Origin of the sequence: Rugamonas brunnea (assembly GCF_014042345.1) — a bacterium.
Taxonomy (GTDB): domain Bacteria; phylum Pseudomonadota; class Gammaproteobacteria; order Burkholderiales; family Burkholderiaceae_D; genus Rugamonas; species Rugamonas brunnea.
Genome location: NZ_JACEZT010000025.1, coordinates 19,296 through 39,280, shown reverse-complemented (window position 1 = coordinate 39,280; position 19,985 = coordinate 19,296). Strand labels below are relative to the sequence as shown.

Sequence of the window (19,985 nt, the reverse complement as noted above, 5' to 3'; positions counted from 1 at the left end):
CCGTGGACGGCTCAGGTCTTGCTGCCGGTGCTGCCGCCACTACGGCTGCCGCTACGCTCGTTGCGCTCGTTCTCGTCGCGCGAGCCCTGGTTGCTGCTGCCGCTGGTGCCGCTGCGCGAGCCGCTGCCGGTGGTGCTGCTTTGCTTGCTGCCCTGGTCATTCTTGTGGCTCATGCTGCCAGCCCGGCGTGCCTCTTCCGAGGTGAATTCGTGTGCCGTGCCTTTTTCATGGGCCGCCCGACCGCCTTCGCTGGCGATTTCGCGCTGCTGATCCGGGTCCATCGAGGCGAAACCACGCTTGCTGGTATCGCTTTGTTTGCTACCGCCCTGACTGCCTTGTTTGCTGCCTGGGTTATCCTGATTTGAGGTGGCCATAATCTTCTCCTGATGTCGTGCATCCTTTCAGATGAGTGGAAATCCAACCTCCCCACGGAGACCGGGCCTGCGCTGTGACTGGCTGGCCCGGCGGCCGGTGAGAGGAGCATTCATGGTAGTGCAAGGCCCAGCGGGCGGGCATAGGACATGCTCAAGTGTGAATGTAGGAGAAATCCGGCGGCCGGTATCTGTGTTGTCGAGAGCATCTCTTAGCCTCAGCGCGCCTGCACAAATTCCGCCATGAAAGTCTTGCTGCTGTCGTCGGTAAATTCGAACAGCACGCGCTCCCCCGCCACCGTCAGCAGCGCAGCCAGATCCAGTCGCGGGTGGACCGGCACCGGCGCCGGTGCGCCGCCGCCGCAATGGTCGCATTGGCCGCAGCCATCCCACTCGTCGCCGTCCGCGCCCAAGCCGGCCAGCAGCAGCCGCCAGCGGCAGGCGCCCCCGCGCAGATAGGCGGCCAGCGACGCGGCCTCGCCCAGGCCGCCCTGCGGCGGCGCCAGCAGCGTGCACTGCGCCGGCAGCCCGTCACGGCCGGCCCGGCACGAATCGCGGTAATAGGCTTGCAAGGTGGCGGGCACGCGCAGGTGGATCACGAAGCGGATATCGCGGCGGTCCATGCCGCCGCCAAAGGCCGGCGTGGCCACCATCACGCGCCGCGCGCCCTGGCGGAACTGGTGCAGCCGCAAGCGGCGCGTGGCCGGGGGCAGCTTGCCGTGGTAACTGCAGGCGCTGTCGCCGGCGTCGCGCAACTGGCGGCACAGGCGTTCGGCCGTGGCCATGCTGTCGACGTGGATGATGCCGGCGCCGGGCGTGTCGCGGGCCAGCCGCAACGCGGTCGCATAACGGGCTTCCGGCCCCGCAAAGCGCAGCACCCGGTAGCGCAGGTTCGGCCGGTACAGGCCGCCATCGGACGCTGGCTCGCGCACCTGCGCCAGCGGCCCGCCTTGCGCGGCGCTGGTATCACCCTGGCCGCTGGCCCGTCTTTTTCTGCGCCCCATACGCCCCCCGATGTGTGATCCGCGACCGACCGCGCCCTGCATGGGGCGAAGTTCAGCCCACAGGGTAAACGGCTCGCTTGTGACACGCTATCGGATACGACCCCGGTGTGGGATCAGATCATCACCGGGGTGGCTAGGAATACGCCGAGCACCGGACTCAGGCATCCAGCCCGGCCATGCCGGCCTCGCTGTAACGCGCCCCGCTGGCTATGCCAGGCGGCAATGCCGCCGCAATGCGGGCGCAGTCCGCCGCATCCAGTTGCACGTCCAGCGCGCCCAGGTTGTCGCGCAGGTAGGCGATACGCTTGGTGCCGGGTATGGGCACAATGTGGTCGCCCTGCGCCAGCAGCCAGGCCAGCGCCAGCTGGGCCGGGGTGCAGCCCTTGCCGGCCGCCAGTTCCCGCACGCAATCCACGATGCGCTGGTTGCTACGCAGATTGTCTGCGGCGAAGCGCGGATTGAAACTGCGGAAATCGGCGCCGTCATGCGTGCCGGCGAACGCGCCCGTCAGGAAGCCCCGGCCCAGCGGGCTGTAGGCGCAGAACGCCGCCCCCACAGCGCGGCAGGCATCCAGCACGCCCTGCTCCGGGTCGCGCGTCCACAGCGAGTACTCGCTCTGCACGGCCGCCACCGGATGCAGGGCCGCCGCGCGGCGCAAGGTGGCGGCCGACACTTCGCACAGGCCGACGGCGCCGATCTTGCCGGCCCGCGCCAGTTCGGCCAGCGCACCCATCGATTCCTCCAGCGGCGTCTGCGCCAGATCGAGCCGGTGCAGATAGTAAAGGTCGATATGCTCGACGCCCAGCCGCGCCAGCGACGCCTCGCAGGCTTGTCGGATGTAGGCGGCCGAGTTGTCGATCCGGCGCGCGTACTGGCCCGGCGCGCGCACCAGGCCGCACTTGGTGGCCACATGGGCGCGCCCGTGCTTGCCGCGCAGGAAGCGACCCAGCAATTGTTCGTTGTGGCCGAAGCCATAGGCGTCGGCCGTGTCGTACAGCGTCACGCCGGCCTCCCAGGCCGCCTCCAGCGTGGCCAGCGACTGCGCGTCGTCCGTGGCGCCGTAGAACTCGGACATGCCCATGCAGCCCAGGCCCAGCGCCGATACCGTCAATTCACCGATCTTACGTTGTTGCATGTCGCTCTCCTCCCGTGGTTGATGCAGGCCAGTCTAGCCGCCGCCCCGGGCTGGAGGAATGTCCAAATTAGTGATACCTTTTGGGTATCAATGCCGAGACCGGAAACCGACATGAGAAAACTCGACAGCCATGCCCTGGAAGTGTTCGTCGCCGTCGCCACCTGCCTGAACTTCCGCCAGGCGGCCGAGCAACTGCACATGACCCAGCCGCCACTGAGCCGCGCCATCCGCCAACTGGAATCGCGGCTGGCCACGCAACTGTTCGAGCGCGACACCCGGCACGTGACCCTCACCCCGGCCGGCCGCCAGTTGCTGCCCATGGCCCAGCGCATCCTGGCCATGCTGGACGCGGCCGAACTGGCCATGCGCGACCATCCCGCCCCCATGCGGGTGCGGCTGGGCCTGACATCATCGATGGAAGCGGACCTGTTCCGGCCGTTCACGGAGGCACTTGCGGCCGCGCAGGGCGGGCCGCTGGATCCAGTGTTCGCCACCTCGCCGCAACTGGTGGCCGGCGTGCGCGCCGGCCGGCTGGACGCGGCCGTGATCGCGCTGCCCACGGCCACCCGCGAACTGGCCGTGCTGACGCTGGGACGGCAGCCAATGCTGGCCGCCCTGTCCAGCGCCCACCCGCTGGCGCGGCGCCGCAGCGTGACGCTGGCGGATCTGGCCAGCGAGCCCGTGTACTGGTTCGAGCGAGCGCGCCAGCCCGCCTTCTTCGACCACTGCCACGCCGTGTTCAAACGCCACCAGTTCGCACCGCCGTTCGTGCGCGAGCCGCACGACCACCACGTGCTGCTCAGCGACGTGGCGGCCGGCAAAGGCATTGCCCTGCTGCCCGCCTCGTTCGCGGCCTTGCGCCGGCGCGGGGTGGCATACCGAAAGCTGGCCGAGGGCGAGGAACTGGCGGCAGGGCTGGGCCTGGTGACGGCGCCCGGCCACCCCGCCGCCGATATGCTGGCCGACCTAGCGCGCCGCACATTAGCCTAAGAGGTCGCTGTCAGGCGCACATTCTGGCGCGCCGTTACCGCCCTTGAACGCCGTTGCACGCCCTTGCCGCACTTGCCGCCCTCACCTGCCGCCCGCCATTGCCGCCATTGCCGCGCTTGCAGCCCGTGCACGCCCCTGCCCTCTCCCGCGTCCCGGCCCACGCCGCGCGCGTCCCAACGGCGGCACAATCAACGCAGCGACGCGGCGCCGGCCGCAGCGGCCCGCGCCAGCAGCAGATCGCGTTCGCGCGTATTCTGCGCCAGCGCGGCGGCCCGCTCGAATTCCTCGCGTGCTTCGGCATGGCGCCCCAGCTTGCCCAGCAGATCGCCGCGCACGCTGGGCAGCAGGTGGTAGTGGCGCAGCGCCGGTTCGTCGAGCAGACCATCGACCACCTCCAGCCCCAGCGCCGGCCCGAACGCCATGCTCAGCGCCACCGCCCGGTTCAGCTCCACGACCGGCGACGGCGCCAGTTGCGACAGCGCGTCGTACAACGCGGCGATGCGGCCCCAATCCGTATCGGCCGCCGTGCGCGCCCGCGCGTGGCAGGCGGCGATGGCGGCCTGTACGCCGTACGGCCCCAATCCCTGCCCGGTGGCGCCGGCCCGCTCCAGCGCCGCCAGCCCGCGCCGGATCAGCAACTGGTCCCAGCGCGCGCGATCCTGTTCCAGCAGCAGCACGGGCGCGCCGTCCGGCCCCACCCGGGCGCGGGCGCGCGAGGACTGGATTTCCATCAGCGCCACCAGCCCGTGCACTTCCGCCTCACGCGGCACCAGTTCGGCCAGGATGCGGCCCAGCCGCAGCGCCTCGTCGCACAGGGCCGGCCGCATCCAGTCGGCGCCGGCGCTGGCCGTGTAGCCTTCGTTGTAGATCAGGTAGAGCACTTGCAGCACGGCCGCCAGCCGCGCCACCAGTTCGTGCGCGCGCGGCACCTCGAACGGCACGCGCGCCTCGGCCAACGTGCGCTTGGCGCGCACGATGCGCTGCGCCACCGTCGCCTCGGGCACCAGGAAAGCACGCGCTATCTCGCCCGTGCCCAGGCCACCGAGCATGCGCAGCGTGAGCGCCACCCGGCCATCCATGGGCAGCACCGGATGGCAGGCCACGAACACCAGCCGCAGCACGTCGTCGCCGATATCGTCCTCCAGCGCACGCGCCACGTCCGCCTCCAAGTCGGGCGCGGCGTCCTGCAGCACGCCTTCGATTTCGTAGCTGATCTGGTTTTGTTTGGTCTGATGCAGCTGGCGCTGGCGCAGCACGTCCAGCGCGCGGTGCCTGGCCACCGTCATCAGCCACGCGGCCGGATTGTCGGGGATCCCCGTTTCGGGCCACCGTTCCAGCGCGCTCACCAGGGCATCCTGGGCCAGCTCCTCGGCCGTGCCCACATCGCGCAGCATGCGGGCGACGGCGGCGATGATGCGGGCCGATTCGATCCGCCACACCGCCTCCACCACCCGCGCCACCGCCGCCGTCATCAGCGCTCCGGCGGCCCGCCCGGCGCCGCCGCTGGCTCGCGCACCCGGTGCATTTCCAGCGTCACGTCGCCGTCGCCAGGGTAGGGATAGCGGCGCATGCAATCGAGCGCCGCCTCCGGCGAGCCGGCCTGCAGCATCCAGTAGCCGGCGATCAGCTCCTTCACTTCCGTGAACGGGCCGTCGACCACCGTGCTGGCGCCGGCGGCCAGCCGCACCCGCGCGCCGCGTGCGCTGGACTTCAAACCCTCGCCGGCCAGCAGCACGCCGTCGCGCACACCCTGCTCGTTGTGCCGGTTCATCGCGGCGATGACCTCGGGCGGCGGCACCAGGTCCTGCTCCAGCACATCATCGGCGCGGATGAAGAACACATAACGGGTCAGCGCCGGATCGCGGCGCGGCACGTTGCCGCCCACCGTGCCGCGCTCGTCGAAGCCCGCGCAACCGCCGGCGCAGCCGGCTTCGCGCAGCTCGTAGACGGTCGCGTCGTCACCGCCCGGCCACGCCCGCACCTGGGCGATGGCCTCCGGCAGCGAGGCCGCCTCCAGCAGCGCGAACGCGTCCACCAGTTCGGCCGGCGGGAACGGGCCCGCTTCCACCCGCCACTGGCCGTTGCGGCGCAGCAGGCGCACCGCATCGGCGCCGTCGCGCAGCGTGATGCCGGGCACCGGCAACGGCGCGCCCGACGGCGTCGCGCCGTCGCCGCCGCAGCGGCGCATCACCATGTAAGCCATGATGGCGCCGTCCCGTCAGGCCTGCGCCAGCTGGGCGCGCATGCGTTCCTCCTGCGCGCACAGTTCCGGCGTGGCCGCGTCACCGAAATCCTCCATCTCGAACACCTGGCGGATTTCGATCTCGGAATCGCACTCGAACGGATTGGGACAGCGCCGCACCCATTCGATGGCCTCCTCTTTGGACTTAACCTGGATCAGCCAGAAGCCGGCGATCAGCTCCTTGGTCTCCGCGAACGGCCCGTCGACCACGGTGCGCTTGCTGCCTTCGAACTTCACGCGCGCGCCGCGCGCGCTCGGGTGCAGCCCTTCGCCCGCCAGCAGCACGCCGGCGTTAATCAGCTGTTCGTTGTACTTGCCCATCTCGGTCAGCAGTTCCCGGCTGGGCATCTTGCCGGCTTCGGAATCGGCCGTCGCTTTGACGATGATCATGAATCGCATGTCGCACTCCTCCGCTCAGGATGCCTGTTGCATCATCTTGGCCATGCCATCCTTGATCTGCTCCGAACTCAGCTCCTGCTTGTGGGTGGCGACCGACCAGTGGTGGCCGAACGGATCGGTCAGCGCGCCGTAGCGGTCGCCCCAGAACATGTCGGCCACCGGCATCCGGACCGTGGCGCCGGCCTTCACGGCCTGGGCGAAGGTGGCGTCGACGTCGTTCACGTACAGGTGGATGGTGACGGGCGAACCTTTCAGCGCCAGCGGGCCGAAGCCGCCGCACTGGGGCGCCGCGTCGCACAGCATCAGCGGCGAATCGCCGATGCGCAACTGGGCGTGCACAATCTTGCCGTCCGGGCCGTCCAGGCGGCCCAGTTCGACGGCATTGAACGCCTGCTTGTAGAAGGCGATGGCCTCGGCCGCGCCTTCGCAGAACAGGTGGGGGGTGATGGTGTGCATTCCTTCGGGAATGGGACGTACTGGTGCAGTCATGATGTTCTCCTTGATGGTCGGTTGGGGAGCAGAACAATCCGGAGTCCGGTCCAGGCACGCGCCGGAAGATTCGTACTCTACCCCCACGACGGGCGAACACACTTCAAATCGACATGATTTTTTTGATTTTTTAAGAATATTTTTTGACAGGCTTGTTTGTCATGGACAAACAGCATTCCAGGCACCGGATCAGCCGCCGGCCACCGGGTCGCGGAACAGCAACACCAGGTCGGTCTTGGTCAGGTAACCGAGCAGATGGCCAGCCCCATCGAGCACCGGCAGGCGTTCGCCGGCGTGGGTGGCGAAGGTCTCCATCACCTGCCAGGCCGGCGCCGTGTCGCGCACACGCGGGTAGTCCACGCGCAGCAGCGCGGCCGGCCACGGCGCGGCCAGCGCGGCGCCGGCCGCCAGCAGCGGCGCGAAGTCGTGCAGCGACACGGCCCCCGCGAACACGCCCTCGCCGTCGACCACGTACACGTGCTGCCAGCGGCGGCGCTGGAACAGGGCCGCCAGTTCGCCGGTGCTGCTGCCAAGGCCGATCACGGGCGGATCGAGGCACAGCAGATCGGACGCCATGGCCAGCATGGGCGCATGCTGGCCATGGCCGGCGCCGGTGGCGTAGATGGAGCGCGCGTGCAGCACGCGCGAAATGGTGTAGGCCAGCACGCAGGCCGCCATCAGCGGCACCACCACGCTGTAGCTCTCGGTCATCTCAAACAGCATCAGCACCGACATCAGCGGCGCATGGGTGCAGGCGGCCAGGAAGGCGCCCATGCCCACCACCACAGCGGCCGGCACCGGGATCAGGCCGGGCCACAAGGCGTGCAGCGCGCCACCGCACAGCGCGCCCAGCACGGCGCCGGTGAACAGCGTGGGCGTGAAGATGCCGCCCACGGCGCCCGAGCCGGTGGTGGCGGCCACCGCCAGCAGCTTGAACGCGACCACCGCCAGCAACGCCTGCCACACCCAGCCCCCTTGCAAGATGGCGTTGACGACACTGTAGCCGTTGCCCCACACGGCCGGCTGGGCCAGCGACAGCAGCCCCACCAGCAGGCCGCCCACGCCCAGCTTGCACCACAACGGGCCTTGCCAGCGGCCAAACAGGCCGCGCGCGCCGTCCAGCAGCGCCAGGTAGGGCGGCGCCAGCAGGCCGGCCAGCACGCCCACGGCGGCCAGCGCCAGCGTCGCGCCCCCGTGGCCGAGCAGCAGGGCCGGCATGTGGTAGGCCGGGCCGAAATCGGTCAGCGAGCCGACCACCACGTTGGCCGCCACGGCCGCCACGATCAGCGGCCCCAGGCTCTCGATGGCCAGCGAGCGCAGCACGATCTCGGCCACGAACATGGCGCCGGCGATGGGCGCGTTGTAGGCGGTGGCGATGCCGGCCGCCGCGCCGCAGGCCACGTACAGGCGCCGGCGCGGCACCGGCACGTTGCGCCAGCGCCCGATCAGCGCGCCGCACAGGGCGGCCAGCTGCACCATCGGTCCTTCGCGGCCGATGGCGCCGCCGCTGGCCACGGTGGCGGCCGACGACAGGGCCCGCAGCAGCGAGGCGCGCGCGCCCAGGTCGCCGCTGCCCAGCGCCACCGCCTCCATGTAATCGCCGCCCTTGTCACGCTCGGGCTGGCGCCGGGCCCACGCCAGCAACAGCCCGGCCAGCACCCCGCCCACGGCCGGCGCCAGCACCCGTTGCCAGCCCGGCAAGCCGGTGGCGATGTGCACCAGGCTGCCGCTGCGGTCGCCGTACACCAGCCACTCCACCAGCACGATGGCGCTGCGAAAGCCGATGGTGGCCAGCGCACCCAGCACGCCAATGACGCCGGCCACGGCCAGCGTGCGCTGCGCGGCCAGCGGCCGCAGGCGTTCCAGCCAGCCATCGCGCCAGCGCGCCGGGCCGTTCATGGCGGCGCCGGGCGGAACAGCACTTTCACCACCAGGCCACCGTGCGCGGAATTGCGCAGCTCCAGCGCCGCGCCCAGGTGGGTCACCACGGCCTGCACGATGGCCAGCCCCAGGCCGCTGCCGTTCTCGGTCGTGCCGGGCACGCGGTAGAAGCGGTCCGTCACGCGCGCCAGGTCGGCCGGCGGGATGCCGGGGCCGGAATCGGCGATGGTCAGCACGCCCTGCGTGCCGCGCCGCTCCACGCCGATGGTGACGGCGCCGTGGGGCGGCGTGTAACGCACCGCGTTGTCGAGCAGGTTGCGCAGCAGGATCATCAGGCTGTCGGCGTCGGCCCGCACGGCCACCGGCGAGGCGTCGAGGAAGCTCAGCTCCACCCCCTTGCCGCTGGCGAACGGCGCCACCTCGGCGATGGCGGCGCTGGCGTACTGCACCAGGTCCACGCTGGCCTCGCCGGCGTTGGCCTGGCTCAGCGCGTCCTGGCGGGCCAGTCCCAGCAACTGTTCCACCATGCGGCTGCTGCGCGCGATGGCGCCGCCCAGCGCCGCCAGCGAGGCCTTGCGGGCCGCCTCGGGCTGGCTGCGGCCCAGCATCTGGATCTGCACCTGCAGCACCGTCAGCGGCGAACGCAATTCGTGGGCCGCGTCGGCCACGAACTGGCGCTGCGAGGCGATGGCGTCGCGCACCTTGCGCAGCAATTCGTTGATGGCGTCGATCAGCGGCATGATCTCGCGCGGCGCGCGCGAGCAATCCACCTGCTCCAGCGCGTTGGCGTCGCGCTGGGCGATCTGCTGCTGCACGGCGGCCAGCGGGCGCAGCGCCACCGACACCAGCCACCACATGGCGGCCGGCAGCACCACGGCCGTCAACAGGATAGGCCACAAGGTATTGATGGCCAGCGCGATCGCTTCCTGGCGCCGCGCCGACATTTTCTGCGCCACCTGCACCAGCCCGCCCTCGAAGGCGGCCGCGTAGATGCGCCATTCGCCGTTGGCCATGGAGACGGTGGAATAGCCGAGCGCCGCCCGGCGCGGCAGTTCGCGGTGTTCGCGCTGCTGGTAGACGGTCATCTCGTCGTGCCGCCAGCGCTGGATCACGAGGTCGTATTCGAGCGGGTATTCGCGGTAGGCTTCCGGCACCTGGCCCTGCATCTGGCCCAGCGTGACGGCGATGCGCAGCAGTTGGGCGTCGAACAGGCGGTTGGTCTGCGCCAGCGAGGCGCTGAAGGTGGCGGCGAACTGGATGCCGCTGGCGGCCACGATCAGCACGCCCAGCAACAACAGCAACCGGCTGCGGATGCCGTTCATGTGGATTTCGGCACCATGTAGCCGAGGCCGCGCACGTTGATGATGGCGTCCGTCCCCAACTTGCGGCGCAGGCTGTGGATGTGCACTTCCACCACGTTGCTGTCGACGTCGGCCACGCTGCCGTACAGCGCCAGCTCGATCTTGGCACGCGAGTAGATCATGCCGGGGCGCGACACCAGCAGGTCAATGATGGCCCATTCCTTGGCCGACAGCGCCACGCTCTGGCCGTCCAGCGTGGCCTGGCGCGCATCGGTGTCCAGCGCCAGCCCGTTGTGCTGGTAGGCCAGTTGCTGGCGGCCGCGCGCGCGCCGCACCAGGGCCCGCACGCGCGCCAGCAATTCGTCGCAGTCGAATGGCTTGACCAGGTAATCGTCGGCGCCCGCGTTCAGGCCCTGCACGCGGTCGGCGACGGTGTCGCGCGCGGTCAGGATCAGCACTGGCACGTCGTGGCGCGCCGCGCGCAGCGCCTGCAGCACGTCCAGGCCGTCGCGGCTGGGCAGAGACAGGTCGAGCAGCACGGCGTCGTAGGCGCCGCTGTCGAGCAGTTGTTCCGCCCCGGCGCCGTCGCGCCGCCATTCGACGTCGATATCCTCGCTCACGAGCGCCTGGCGCACGCTTTCGCCGATCAGGGCATCGTCTTCAATCAACAGCACTTGCATGGCCGGCCGGCTCCTTCGACATGAAAAAAGCCGGGTCCACGCCGTTCCCGGCACGCGCGCGCGTGCCGGGGGCGGGAACCCGGCGGTGTGGCAGGGAGGCCCAGTCAGGCTGTGACCTCACTGTGACTTCCTAGCGCGCGCCCGTTGGCGGCCGCGCGCTACTGCGACATCAAGGATACACGATGTCGGCGCGGCGGTTCTGCGACCAGGCGGCTTCGTTGTGGCCTTCGGCCTTGGGCTTTTCCTTGCCGAAGCTGACCGCCTCGACCTGGGCTTCCTTGGCGCCCTGCACCACCAGCACCTTCTTCACGGCTTCAGCGCGCTTCTGGCCCAGGGCCAGGTTGTATTCGGCGCTGCCGCGTTCGTCAGAATTGCCTTCCACGCGCACCTTGATGTCGGCGGCGGTGGACAGGAACTTGCCGTGCGCGGTCAGGGCCGTGTTGTAGACAGGCTTGACGGTGTAGTTGTCGAAGTCGAAGAACACGCTGCGTTCCTTGTACAGGATGTTGCTAGGGTCCTTGTACGGTGGCAGCACGGGCGCTGGCGCGACCACGGCGGCCACTGGCTTGGCAGGCGCCGGCTGCGCTGCGGCCACGGGAGCGGCCGGTGCGGCTGGAGGAGGAGTGGTGGCGCAAGCGCCGAGCAGCGCGGCGGCAGCGGCGCACGTCAGGATATTTTTCATGGGAGTGGTCATCTAGTTTTGCTTGGTGTTGGATTACGTCCGATACGCCTCAAAGCATGGCCTTGTGGGCTTCTATTGTGCCGCCGGCGACTTGCAGCCCGCAATGTGGCTATACCACGGCGCCGTCATTATGCCCAGCCCAACTTAACTCCCACTTAATTTTCTTGCCGCAGAGCACGATTTCTCCACAGACCGTGTTTTTTTTCATGCACCGGGGTCGCCATGGCCGATTGTCATGCCTTTGTCACAAACGTTGCCTAGAATTCGGCGCTTTCCACCCCGTTCCGTAGAGGACTTACCATGCACATCAACACCGTACTGAAGACCATGACCGCCATCATCGGCGCGACCGTTGCCCTGTCCTCCGCTTCGGCCGCCGACATGACCGGCGCCGGCTCGACCTTCGTGTACCCGATCGCGGCCAAATGGGCCGAAGCGTACAAGCAAATCAGCGGCAATGGCCTGAACTACCAGTCCATCGGTTCGGGCGCCGGCATCAAGCAGATCAAGGCCAAGACCGTCGACTTCGGCGCCTCCGACATGCCGCTGTCGGCCGAAGAACTGGACAAGGAAGGCCTGATCCAGTTCCCCGTCATCATGGGCGGCGTGGTGGCCGTGGTCAACCTGGAAGGCGTGGCCCCGGGCCAGCTGAAACTGAACGGCCAGGTGCTGGCCAATATCTACCTGGGCAAGATCACCAAGTGGAATGACAGCCAGATCGCCGGCCTGAACCCGGGCGTCAAGCTGCCAGCCGACGACATCACCGTGGTGCACCGCGCTGACGGTTCGGGCACCTCCTTCCTGTTCACCGACTACCTGTCCAAGGTCGACGCTGAATTCAAGTCCACCGTGGGCGCCGGCACGGCAGTCAAGTGGCCAGTGGGCGTGGGCGGCAAGGGCAACGAAGGCGTGGCCGCCAACGTGCAGCGCATCAAGGGTTCGATCGGCTACGTGGAATTCGCCTACGCCAAGAAGAACAAGATGGGCTACACCCAGCTCAAGAACAAGGATGGCCAGTTCGTGCAGCCGACCGATGAGACCTTCAAGGCCGCCGCCTCGGGCGCCGACTGGGCCAAGACCCCCGGCTTCGCCGTGGTCGTGACCAACCAGCCAGGTAAGGCCGCCTGGCCGATCACGGGCGCCACCTTCGTGCTGATGCACAAGACCCAGGCCGACGCGGCCAAGGGCAAGGAAGTGCTGAAGTTCATCGACTGGGCCTACAACAACGGCGCCGGCATGGCCACCGAACTCGATTACATCCCCATGCCAGCACCGGTCGTGAAGCTGATCGAAGGCGCATGGAAGTTGCAGATCAAGGACAGCACCGCCAAGGCCATCTGGTAATCGACATCGCGCAGTAACGCCGGCAAGGGCTGGCCTGGACTTGGTTCAGGCCAGCCCTTGCGCTTTCAGGCGCCGGTACAAGGTGCGCTCGCTCAGGCCCAGGTGGGCCGCCAGTTCGGCGCGCGTGCCGCGAAAAGCCGCCACGGCGCGCGCAAATGCCGCAGCATCATCGACGTCGGCAATGGCAGTGGCGCCGGCCGGGGACGGCAGTGCCAGCGCCGGCTGCGCTGGCGCGCCGCTGGCCGCCGGCAGCATCGCCAGCTCCGTCGCCGGTTCGTCCCAGTGCGGCAGATGGGCCGCCCGGATCTTGCCGTCGTCCGCGAACAGGCGCGCCCGCTCCAGCACGTTGCGCAGCTCGCGGATATTGCCCGGCCAGTCGTGCCGTTGCAGCGCTTCCAGCGCATCGGGCTCGATCGTCAGGCGCGGCTGGCCCGGCACGGCGCGCTGCAGGAAGGAATGCACCAGCAGCGGAATGTCGTCGCGCCGCTCGCGCAGCGCCGGCAAGCGGATCGGGAAGGCGCTGATGCGGTAATACAGGTCGGGGCGGAACAGCCCTTGCGCCATCATCTGCCGCAACGGCTTGTGGGTGGCCGCCACCAGCCGGAAATTGGCGTGCTGGGTGTCGATGCCGCCCACCCGGCGGTAGGTGCCCGATTCGATCAGCCGCAACAGCTTGACCTGCATGGCCAGCGGCACATCGCCTATCTCGTCGAGGAACAGCGTGCCGCCCTGCGCCGTTTCCACCAGCCCCTGCTTGCGGGCGGTGGCGCCCGTGAACGCACCCTTCTCGTGGCCAAACAATTCGCTCTCGAACAGCGTCTCCGTCAGGCCCGAGCAATCGACCACCACGAACGGCCCGCTGGCGCGGTCGCTGGCCTCGTGCACGGCGCGCGCGAACAACTCCTTGCCGGTGCCCGACTCGCCCAGCAGCAGCACCGGCAGCATGGACGGCGCCACCCGCTGCAGCGCCGCCAGCGCCGCGTTGAATGCGGCCGAGCGCCCCACCAGCCCCGCGCCGCTGGGACGGGCCGAGGCGCTGCGCACCAGGGTCAGGCGCTCCACGTAGGCAGCGATCTCGCCATGCGCATCGAGGATGGGGCGCAGCTCCACTTCCACGTGTTCCGGCCCGCGCGGCGTGTGGTGGATGTGCAGCACGCGGTCCGGCCCGCGCGACAGGCGCGCTTGGCGCATCGGGCAATGTTCGCCAGCCTGGTCGCACGGCACATCGTAGTGGTGCGAGATGCGGTAGCACTTCTGGCCCAGGTAGGGCGCGTCCACGCTGCCGAACTGGCGCTGGTAGGCGATGTTGGCGGCCAGGATGTTGTAGTCGGGGTCGAGCACGATCATGGGCTGGGCCTCGTGCTGGAGGAACGACACCAGGGCCTGCACCTGGGGCACGTTGGGCATGTGGTCGGCGAGGACGGGGATGGTCGGGACGATGGGATGCATGGCAACTCCTGGCAATGACGCTACTGTGCCACAGAAAGTCAAACACTGCCACGCCACCGCCGAATCACTGCCAAATCTCTGCCATTTACTGCCAAAAGGACTGCCAATCACGTTCCAGGCAGCGCCAGGCAGGGCGCCGGGCCGTCATCGTGCATCATGTTTTCCTTGATTTGAATCAATGACTTATCGCCCGCACTTGCACTAAATAAACGCTTGGCATGCAAATTGCCCTTAGTTCCGTATCATTTAACAAGGAGACCGGCCATGTCCACCACCGCCCAGTTGCAAGTCGAAGGCTTTTTCGACCCCGCCACCTCGACTGTCAGCTACCTGCTGCTCGACAGCGCCAGCAAGCAATGCGCGCTGGTCGACAGCGTGCTCGATTATGACCATAAGTCCGGGCGCACCTCGACCCACTCGGCCGACCGCCTGATCGAACGCGTGCGCGAACTGGGCGCAACCGTGCAATGGATACTGGAGACCCACGTGCACGCCGACCACCTGTCGGCCGCGCCCTACCTGCAGCAGCAACTGGGCGGCCAGATCGGCATCGGCAAGCAAGTGACGACGGTGCAGCAAGTGTTCGGCAAACTGTTCAACGCGGGCAGCGACATGCGCCGCGACGGCAGCCAGTTCGACCACCTGTTCGCGGATGGCGACACGTTCGACGTGGGCGGCCTGCAATGCCGCGCCCTGCACACGCCCGGCCACACGCCGGCCTGCATGAGCTACGTGGTCACGGACGGCCGCCAGACCGGCGTGTTCGTGGGCGACACGCTGTTCATGCCCGACTATGGCACGGCCCGTTGCGACTTCCCCGGCGGCGACGCGCGCACCCTGTACCACTCGATCAACCGCGTGCTCAGCATGCCGGCCGACACCCTGCTCTACATGTGCCACGACTACAAGCCGGGCGGCCGTGAAGTGCAGTTCATCAGCACCGTGGCCGACCAGCGCGAACTGAACATCCACGTGCGCAACGGCATCAGCGAGGACGAATTCGTCGCCATGCGCAGCGCGCGCGACGCCACGCTGGACATGCCGGCGCTGCTGCTGCCGTCGGTGCAGGTCAACATGCGGGCCGGCCACTTCCCCGAGCCGGAAGACAACGGCATGCGCTACCTGAAGATTCCCCTGAACGCGCTGTGATGCGCGTCAAGGCCAAGTACAGCACGGAGACAACCCCATGACCAAACAACAGTTGGCGCCCGGCCTTGCCGTCGCGCCCCAGATCCAGCCCGCCGACGTGGCGCAACTGGCGCGCGAAGGCTTCCGCACCATCATCTGCAACCGCCCCGATGGCGAGGCGGGCGACCAGCCCGTGTTCGCCCAGATCGCCCAGGCCGCGCGCGAGCATGGCATCGAAGCCCATTACCTGCCGGCCGAATCGGGCAAGGTGAGCGACGAACAGGGCATCGCCTTCGGCCAGTTGCTGGCCAGCGTGCCCAAGCCGGTGCTGGCCTACTGCCGCACGGGCATGCGCTCGACCACCATGTGGGCGCTGTCGCAATCGGCCAGCCAGCCGCTGCCCCAGTTGCTGGCTGCCGCCGCAGCCGCCGGCTATGACCTGAAAGGCGTGGTGCGCCGCATCGCCAACCATGGCCGCACCCCGGTCGAGGTGGCGGAAGCGGAACACGCCGTGGTCATCATCGGCGGCGGCGCGGCCGGCATCGCCACGGCCGCCAGCCTGCTGGCGCGCGCGCCCGATCTGGACGTGGCCATTATCGACCCGGCCGACGTCCATTACTACCAGCCCGGCTGGACCCTGGTGGGCGCCGGCGTGTTCGACGCCGCCTCCACGGCCCGCACCATGGCCTCCACCATTCCGCGCGGCGTGCACTGGATCAAGGCTGCCGTGGCCGCGTTCGAACCGGAGCGCAACGCGGTGATCCTGGACGGTTGCCGCGTGGTGCGCTACCAGCACCTGGTGGTGTGCCCCGGCCTGAAGCTGAACTGGGCGGGCGTGGACGGCCTGGCCGACACGCTGGGCCGCAACGGCGTCACGTCCAATTACCTGTACCACCTGGCGCCCTACACCTGGCAGCAGATCCAGTTGCTGCGCGGCGGCCGCGCCCTGTTCACCCAGCCGCCCATGCCGATCAAGTGCGCCGGGGCGCCGCAGAAGGCGATGTACCTGGCGGCCGACTACTGGCGCCGCGAGGGCCGTCTGAACAACATCGACATCAACTTCTGCAGCGCCGGCGCGGCCCTGTTCGGCGTGGCCGACTACGTGCCGGCCCTGATGGAATACGTGCAGCAGTACGACATCCACCTGCGCCTGGGCGAAACGCTGACGGCCGTGGACGGGCCGGCCAAGCGCGCCACGTTCACCCGCGTGCGCGCCGACGGCAGCAAGGAAGTCATCACGCGCGAGTTCGACATGCTGCACGCCGTGCCGCCGCAGATCGCGCCCGATTTCGTGCGCGTGAGCCCGCTGGCCGACGCGGCCGGCTGGGTCGAAGTCGATCCCGGCACGCTGCGCCACAAGCGCTACCCCAATGTCTACGGCCTGGGCGACGCGGCCAACACCACCAACGCCAAGACGGCCGCCGCCGCCCGCAAGCAGGCGCCGGTGGTGGCGCACAACCTGCTCAATGCGATGGGCAAGGAAAACGGCGTGGCCCAGTATGACGGCTACGGCTCCTGCCCGCTGACGGTGGAGCGGGGCAAGATCGTGCTGGCCGAGTTCACCTATGGCGGCAAGGTGGCGCCGAGCTTCCCGCGCTGGCTGATCGACGGCACCCGTCCGTCGCGTCTGGCATGGCTGCTCAAGGAACGGATCATGCCGCCGCTGTACTGGAAAGGCATGCTCAAGGGACGCGAGTGGCTGGCCACGCCGGAGTTGACCGACCGATGAGCGCGCACCTCCTGCAATACCTGACTGGTTGCGGCAACCGTACCGCAGGCATCGCGGCGCGCCGCGCCGCCCGCGCGCACGCCCCTGCCCGCCGTGGACGCTGGGAGGCCCCATGCTGACCACCTTGCTGCTGGGCCTGGGCATCGGCATCATCCTGGCGCTGACGGGCGCCGGCGGCGGCATCCTGGCCGTGCCGGCGCTGGTGTTCGGCGCCCACCTGAGCATGGCGCAAGCCGGCCCGGTAGGCCTGCTGGCCGTGGGCCTTGCCGCCGCGCTGGGCGCGGTGCTGGGACTGAAGGCGGGCACCGTGCGCTACCGCGCCGCCACGCTGATGGCCGGCGCCGGCATCGTGTGCGCCCCGGCCGGCCTGTGGCTGGCGCAGCGCAGCCCGAACCGTCCGCTCAGCATCGCGTTCGCGCTGATCCTGCTGTACGTGGCGTGGCGCGGCTACCGCCGCACGCTGCCTTCCGCCGCGTCGCCCGAACACCATACGCTCCCGCCCTCGTGCCAGACGGACGCCATGCGCGGCCGCCTGATCTGGACCGCGCCATGCGCCCGCGCACTGACGATGACAGGCATGGTGGCCGGTACCTTGTCCGGCCTGCTGGGCGTGGGCGGTGGCTTCGTGATGGTGCCGGCGCTGCAGCGCTACACGGACTTGCGCATGCAGTCGGTGGTGGCGACCTCACTGGCCGTGATCGCGCTCGTGTCGATCTCGGGCGTGACCGCCAGCGCCGTGGCTGGCCACCTGCAATGGGCTGTCGCCCTGCCCTTCTCGGCCGGCGCCGTGGTCGGCATGCTGGGCGGCCGCGCCTTGGCCGCGCGCTTAGCCGGCCCGGTGCTGCAACGCGGATTCGCGCTGCTGTCGGCCGCCGTGGCAGTGGCCATGATCGTCAAGGCGGCGGGCTGATCCGTTCGCGTGTTCAGCCTCCCGCCTGCACGCCGATCCGGTACACCGTCGTCTGGCGGTACAACTGCCCCGGCCGCAGCACCACGGCCGCCATGGCCGGGCCGTTGATCTGGTTCGGATAGGCCTGGGCCTCCAGGCAGAAGCCGTCGTGGATGCGGTAGGGCCGCCCCGCCTTGCCCGGCACCCCGGCAAGGAAATTGCCGCTGTAGAACTGCAGCCCCGCCTCGGTGGTGCTGACCGTTAATTCGCGGCCCGACGCAGGGTCCACCACCCAAGCCACCTCGCGCAGCGCGCCGGCCGGGCCCAGGCAATAGCAATGGTCGAAGCCGTGGTATGGCGCCAGTTGCGGCTCCGGCCAGTCCAGCCGCGCACCGATGGGCGCCGCGTGGCGGAAGTCGAAGGCGCTGCCGGCCACCGGCGCCGGCTGGCCCAGCGGTATCAGTTCCTGATCGACCGGCAGATAGTGGTCGGCGGCGATGCGCAGCAAATGGTCGCCGATGCCCGCCACGCCGCCATTTAAGTTGAAATAGCCGTGCGAACTCAGGCTGACCGGCGTCGGCGCGTCCGTGCTGGCCGTGTAGGCGATGGACAGGCTGCCGTCGTCATCGAGACGGTAGCGCACCTGCAGGTCGAGGTTGCCCGGATAGCCGCCCGCGCCGTCCGGCGACAGGTGGCGCAGCAGCAGGCCGCCATCGTCCGGTTCGGCCTGCCAATGGACCAGGTGCAGCCCCACGTGGCCGCCGTGCAAATGGTGGGCGCCGTCGTTGCGCTCAAGCTGGTAACGCTTGCCGTCGAGCGTGAAGGCGGCGCCGGCGATGCGGTTGGCGCAGCGCCCCAGCAGCGCGCCGAAATACGGCTTGTTGGCTACGTATCCGTGCTCATCCGGGAAGCCCAGCAATACATCGGCCAGCCTGCCGTAGCGGTCCGGCGCATGCCAGCTGCGCAGGGTGCCGCCCAGCGCGCTGATGGTCACACGCATGCCGGCCGCGTTGCGCAGGGTGTACAGGTCGGGAGGGATCGTCATGGGCGCTCTTCAGGCGGTGGGAATCAGGGGACTGGGGACGGGCGCAGCGGCGGCGCGCTCCTGGCGCTCTTGATATTCGCGCGGCGTGCAACCGAGTTCGCGCTTGAACACGGCGTGCAGATATTGCACTGTGGTGAAACCGCAGCCGACGGCGATGTCGGCGATATTGGCCCCTTCGCGCCCCAGCATGGCCTTGGCCGCGTCGAGCTTGAAGCGCAGGATCTCGTCGTGCACGCTGCGTCCCAGCTCCTGGCGAAAATGCGACTCCAGCGAGGAGCGCGACACGCCCACGTAATCGGCCACCTGCCCGGTCTTGATGCCCTGGCAGGCGTACTGCCGGATGAAGTGGCGCGCCTGCATCACGTGCGGGTGGTGGCAGGGCTGGTGGTTGCTGGAGGCCAGCACGTTGAGGCCGGCCGGTGGCACCAGGATGCGGGTGCCGTCCAGCCGCGCGCCGTTCAGCATCTGGTGCAGCAGGTGGGCGGCCGTGCGGCCCATCTCGTGGGTGCCCTGGATCACCGAACTGAGCGGGATACGCGACAGCATGCGCGCCATCGGGTCGTTGTCGATGCCGATCACGGCCACCTGCTCGGGCACGGCGATGCCAGCCCGCATGCAGGCCTGCATCAACTGGCGCGCCCGCGCGTCGCTGACGGCGATGATGCCAATCGGCTTGGGCAGGCTGTGCAGCCACGCGATCTGGCCCTCGACCGCCTCGTCCCACGACGGCGCGCTGGTACTCACGCCGCGGTACACGAGCGGCTCGAGGCGGTCGCGCCGCATCAGCGCGCAATACGCCTGCTCACGCTGCTGGGCCCAGCGGTTGACGGCCGCCTCGGGCAGGCTGAAGCAGGCGAAGCGGCTCAGGCCCGCCTCGATCAGGTGCTCGTAGGCCAGCTTGATCAGTTTGTAGTTATCGGTCGCCACATAGGGCACCCGCGCCGGATAGTCGGCCGGGTCCTGGTAGGAGCCGCCCACCGCCACCACGGGCAGCGCCGTGCGTTCGAGCGCCGCGCACACGGCCGGGTCGTCGAAGTCGGCGATGATGCCGTCGCCGCGCCAGCGTTCGATGCCGGGCAGGCGACAGCGGAAATCCTCCTCCAGGTACAAGTCCCACGACACGCGCGTGCTGTTCAGGTAGGCGGCGATGCCGGCGATGATCTCGCGGTCATAGATCTTGTTGCCATTAAACAGCAGCGCGATCGTGTGCGAGGTGGGCATCTTCAT

The 19,985-nt window shown here is 69.2% G+C and carries 19 protein-coding genes; 5 read left to right on the top strand and 14 right to left on the bottom strand.

From position 1 onward, the window contains the following. Positions 1–11: 11 nt before the first annotated feature. The 3 genes from H3H37_RS23990 to H3H37_RS23980 form a co-directional block, all read right to left on the bottom strand. Positions 12–374: a KGG domain-containing protein gene (locus tag H3H37_RS23990; RefSeq protein WP_182167267.1), complete on the bottom strand. Its 363-nt coding sequence runs from the start codon at positions 372–374 to the stop codon at positions 12–14. A gap of 215 nt (positions 375–589) precedes the next feature. After that, positions 590–1,375 (bottom strand): helicase-related protein, encoded by a 786-nt coding sequence (locus H3H37_RS23985; RefSeq protein ID WP_182167265.1) that lies wholly within the window; start codon positions 1,373–1,375, stop codon positions 590–592. 157 nt (positions 1,376–1,532) lie between these two features. Continuing rightward, complete coding sequence (locus H3H37_RS23980) at positions 1,533–2,510, bottom strand: aldo/keto reductase (protein WP_182167263.1); 978 nt, start codon at positions 2,508–2,510, stop codon at positions 1,533–1,535. 111 nt (positions 2,511–2,621) lie between these two features. Between H3H37_RS23980 and H3H37_RS23975 the strand changes: the two genes are divergently transcribed. Continuing rightward, positions 2,622–3,500 (top strand): LysR family transcriptional regulator, encoded by an 879-nt coding sequence (locus tag H3H37_RS23975; RefSeq protein WP_182167261.1) that lies wholly within the window; start codon positions 2,622–2,624, stop codon positions 3,498–3,500. A 188-nt stretch (positions 3,501–3,688) separates the two neighbouring features. On the opposite strand, the gene H3H37_RS23970 is transcribed toward H3H37_RS23975, so the two are convergent. The 8 genes from H3H37_RS23970 to pal all read right to left on the bottom strand — a co-directional run bounded on the left by H3H37_RS23970 (position 3,689) and on the right by pal (position 11,186). Then, complete coding sequence (locus H3H37_RS23970) at positions 3,689–4,972, bottom strand: RNA polymerase sigma factor (RefSeq protein ID WP_182167259.1); 1,284 nt, start codon at positions 4,970–4,972, stop codon at positions 3,689–3,691. Next, positions 4,972–5,703, bottom strand: a complete 732-nt coding sequence (locus tag H3H37_RS23965; RefSeq protein ID WP_182167257.1) for a YciI family protein — start codon at positions 5,701–5,703, stop codon at positions 4,972–4,974. Before H3H37_RS23965 ends, H3H37_RS23970 begins: the two co-directional genes overlap by 1 nt. Positions 5,704–5,718: 15 nt before the next feature. Then, positions 5,719–6,141, bottom strand: a complete 423-nt coding sequence (locus tag H3H37_RS23960) for a YciI family protein (RefSeq protein ID WP_182167255.1) — start codon at positions 6,139–6,141, stop codon at positions 5,719–5,721. 15 nt (positions 6,142–6,156) lie between these two features. After that, positions 6,157–6,630: a VOC family protein gene (locus H3H37_RS23955; protein ID WP_182167253.1), complete on the bottom strand. Its 474-nt coding sequence runs from the start codon at positions 6,628–6,630 to the stop codon at positions 6,157–6,159. A 189-nt stretch (positions 6,631–6,819) separates the two neighbouring features. After that, entirely contained in the window at positions 6,820–8,529 is a 1,710-nt protein-coding gene (locus H3H37_RS23950; protein ID WP_182167251.1) for a ClcB-like voltage-gated chloride channel protein, read from the bottom strand. Then, a complete protein-coding gene (locus tag H3H37_RS23945) occupies positions 8,526–9,833 on the bottom strand; it encodes an ATP-binding protein (RefSeq protein WP_182167249.1) in 1,308 nt (435 codons plus the stop codon). Before H3H37_RS23945 ends, H3H37_RS23950 begins: the two co-directional genes overlap by 4 nt. Further along, a complete protein-coding gene (locus H3H37_RS23940; protein WP_182167247.1) occupies positions 9,830–10,492 on the bottom strand; it encodes a response regulator in 663 nt (220 codons plus the stop codon). The genes H3H37_RS23945 and H3H37_RS23940 overlap by 4 nt, the downstream gene beginning before the upstream one ends. A gap of 169 nt (positions 10,493–10,661) precedes the next feature. Further along, on the bottom strand, positions 10,662–11,186 hold the full coding sequence (pal, locus tag H3H37_RS23935; protein WP_229219016.1) for a peptidoglycan-associated lipoprotein Pal: 525 nt from the start codon (positions 11,184–11,186) through the stop codon (positions 10,662–10,664). A gap of 288 nt (positions 11,187–11,474) precedes the next feature. Between pal and pstS the strand changes: the two genes are divergently transcribed. Further along, a complete protein-coding gene (pstS, locus tag H3H37_RS23930) occupies positions 11,475–12,518 on the top strand; it encodes a phosphate ABC transporter substrate-binding protein PstS (protein WP_182167246.1) in 1,044 nt (347 codons plus the stop codon). A 45-nt stretch (positions 12,519–12,563) separates the two neighbouring features. Here the strand turns inward: pstS and H3H37_RS23925 are convergent, their stop codons facing one another. After that, entirely contained in the window at positions 12,564–13,925 is a 1,362-nt protein-coding gene (locus H3H37_RS23925) for a sigma-54 interaction domain-containing protein (protein WP_220456553.1), read from the bottom strand. A 306-nt stretch (positions 13,926–14,231) separates the two neighbouring features. On the opposite strand from H3H37_RS23925, the gene H3H37_RS23920 reads away from it, so the two are divergent. The 3 genes from H3H37_RS23920 (at position 14,232) to H3H37_RS23910 (ending at position 17,734) form a co-directional block, all read left to right on the top strand. After that, a complete protein-coding gene (locus H3H37_RS23920) occupies positions 14,232–15,116 on the top strand; it encodes an MBL fold metallo-hydrolase (RefSeq protein ID WP_182167242.1) in 885 nt (294 codons plus the stop codon). Positions 15,117–15,153: 37 nt separating this feature from the next. Continuing rightward, positions 15,154–16,824: a bifunctional protein tyrosine phosphatase family protein/NAD(P)/FAD-dependent oxidoreductase gene (locus H3H37_RS23915; RefSeq protein WP_182167240.1), complete on the top strand. Its 1,671-nt coding sequence runs from the start codon at positions 15,154–15,156 to the stop codon at positions 16,822–16,824. Between the two features lie 112 nt (positions 16,825–16,936). After that, positions 16,937–17,734, top strand: coding sequence for a sulfite exporter TauE/SafE family protein (locus H3H37_RS23910; RefSeq protein WP_182167238.1), 798 nt, complete (start codon positions 16,937–16,939; stop codon positions 17,732–17,734). Between the two features lie 13 nt (positions 17,735–17,747). On the opposite strand, the gene H3H37_RS23905 is transcribed toward H3H37_RS23910, so the two are convergent. Beyond that, positions 17,748–18,758, bottom strand: coding sequence for an aldose epimerase family protein (locus H3H37_RS23905; RefSeq protein ID WP_182167236.1), 1,011 nt, complete (start codon positions 18,756–18,758; stop codon positions 17,748–17,750). A gap of 9 nt (positions 18,759–18,767) precedes the next feature. Continuing rightward, entirely contained in the window at positions 18,768–19,985 is a 1,218-nt protein-coding gene (locus tag H3H37_RS23900) for a XylR family transcriptional regulator (protein WP_182167282.1), read from the bottom strand.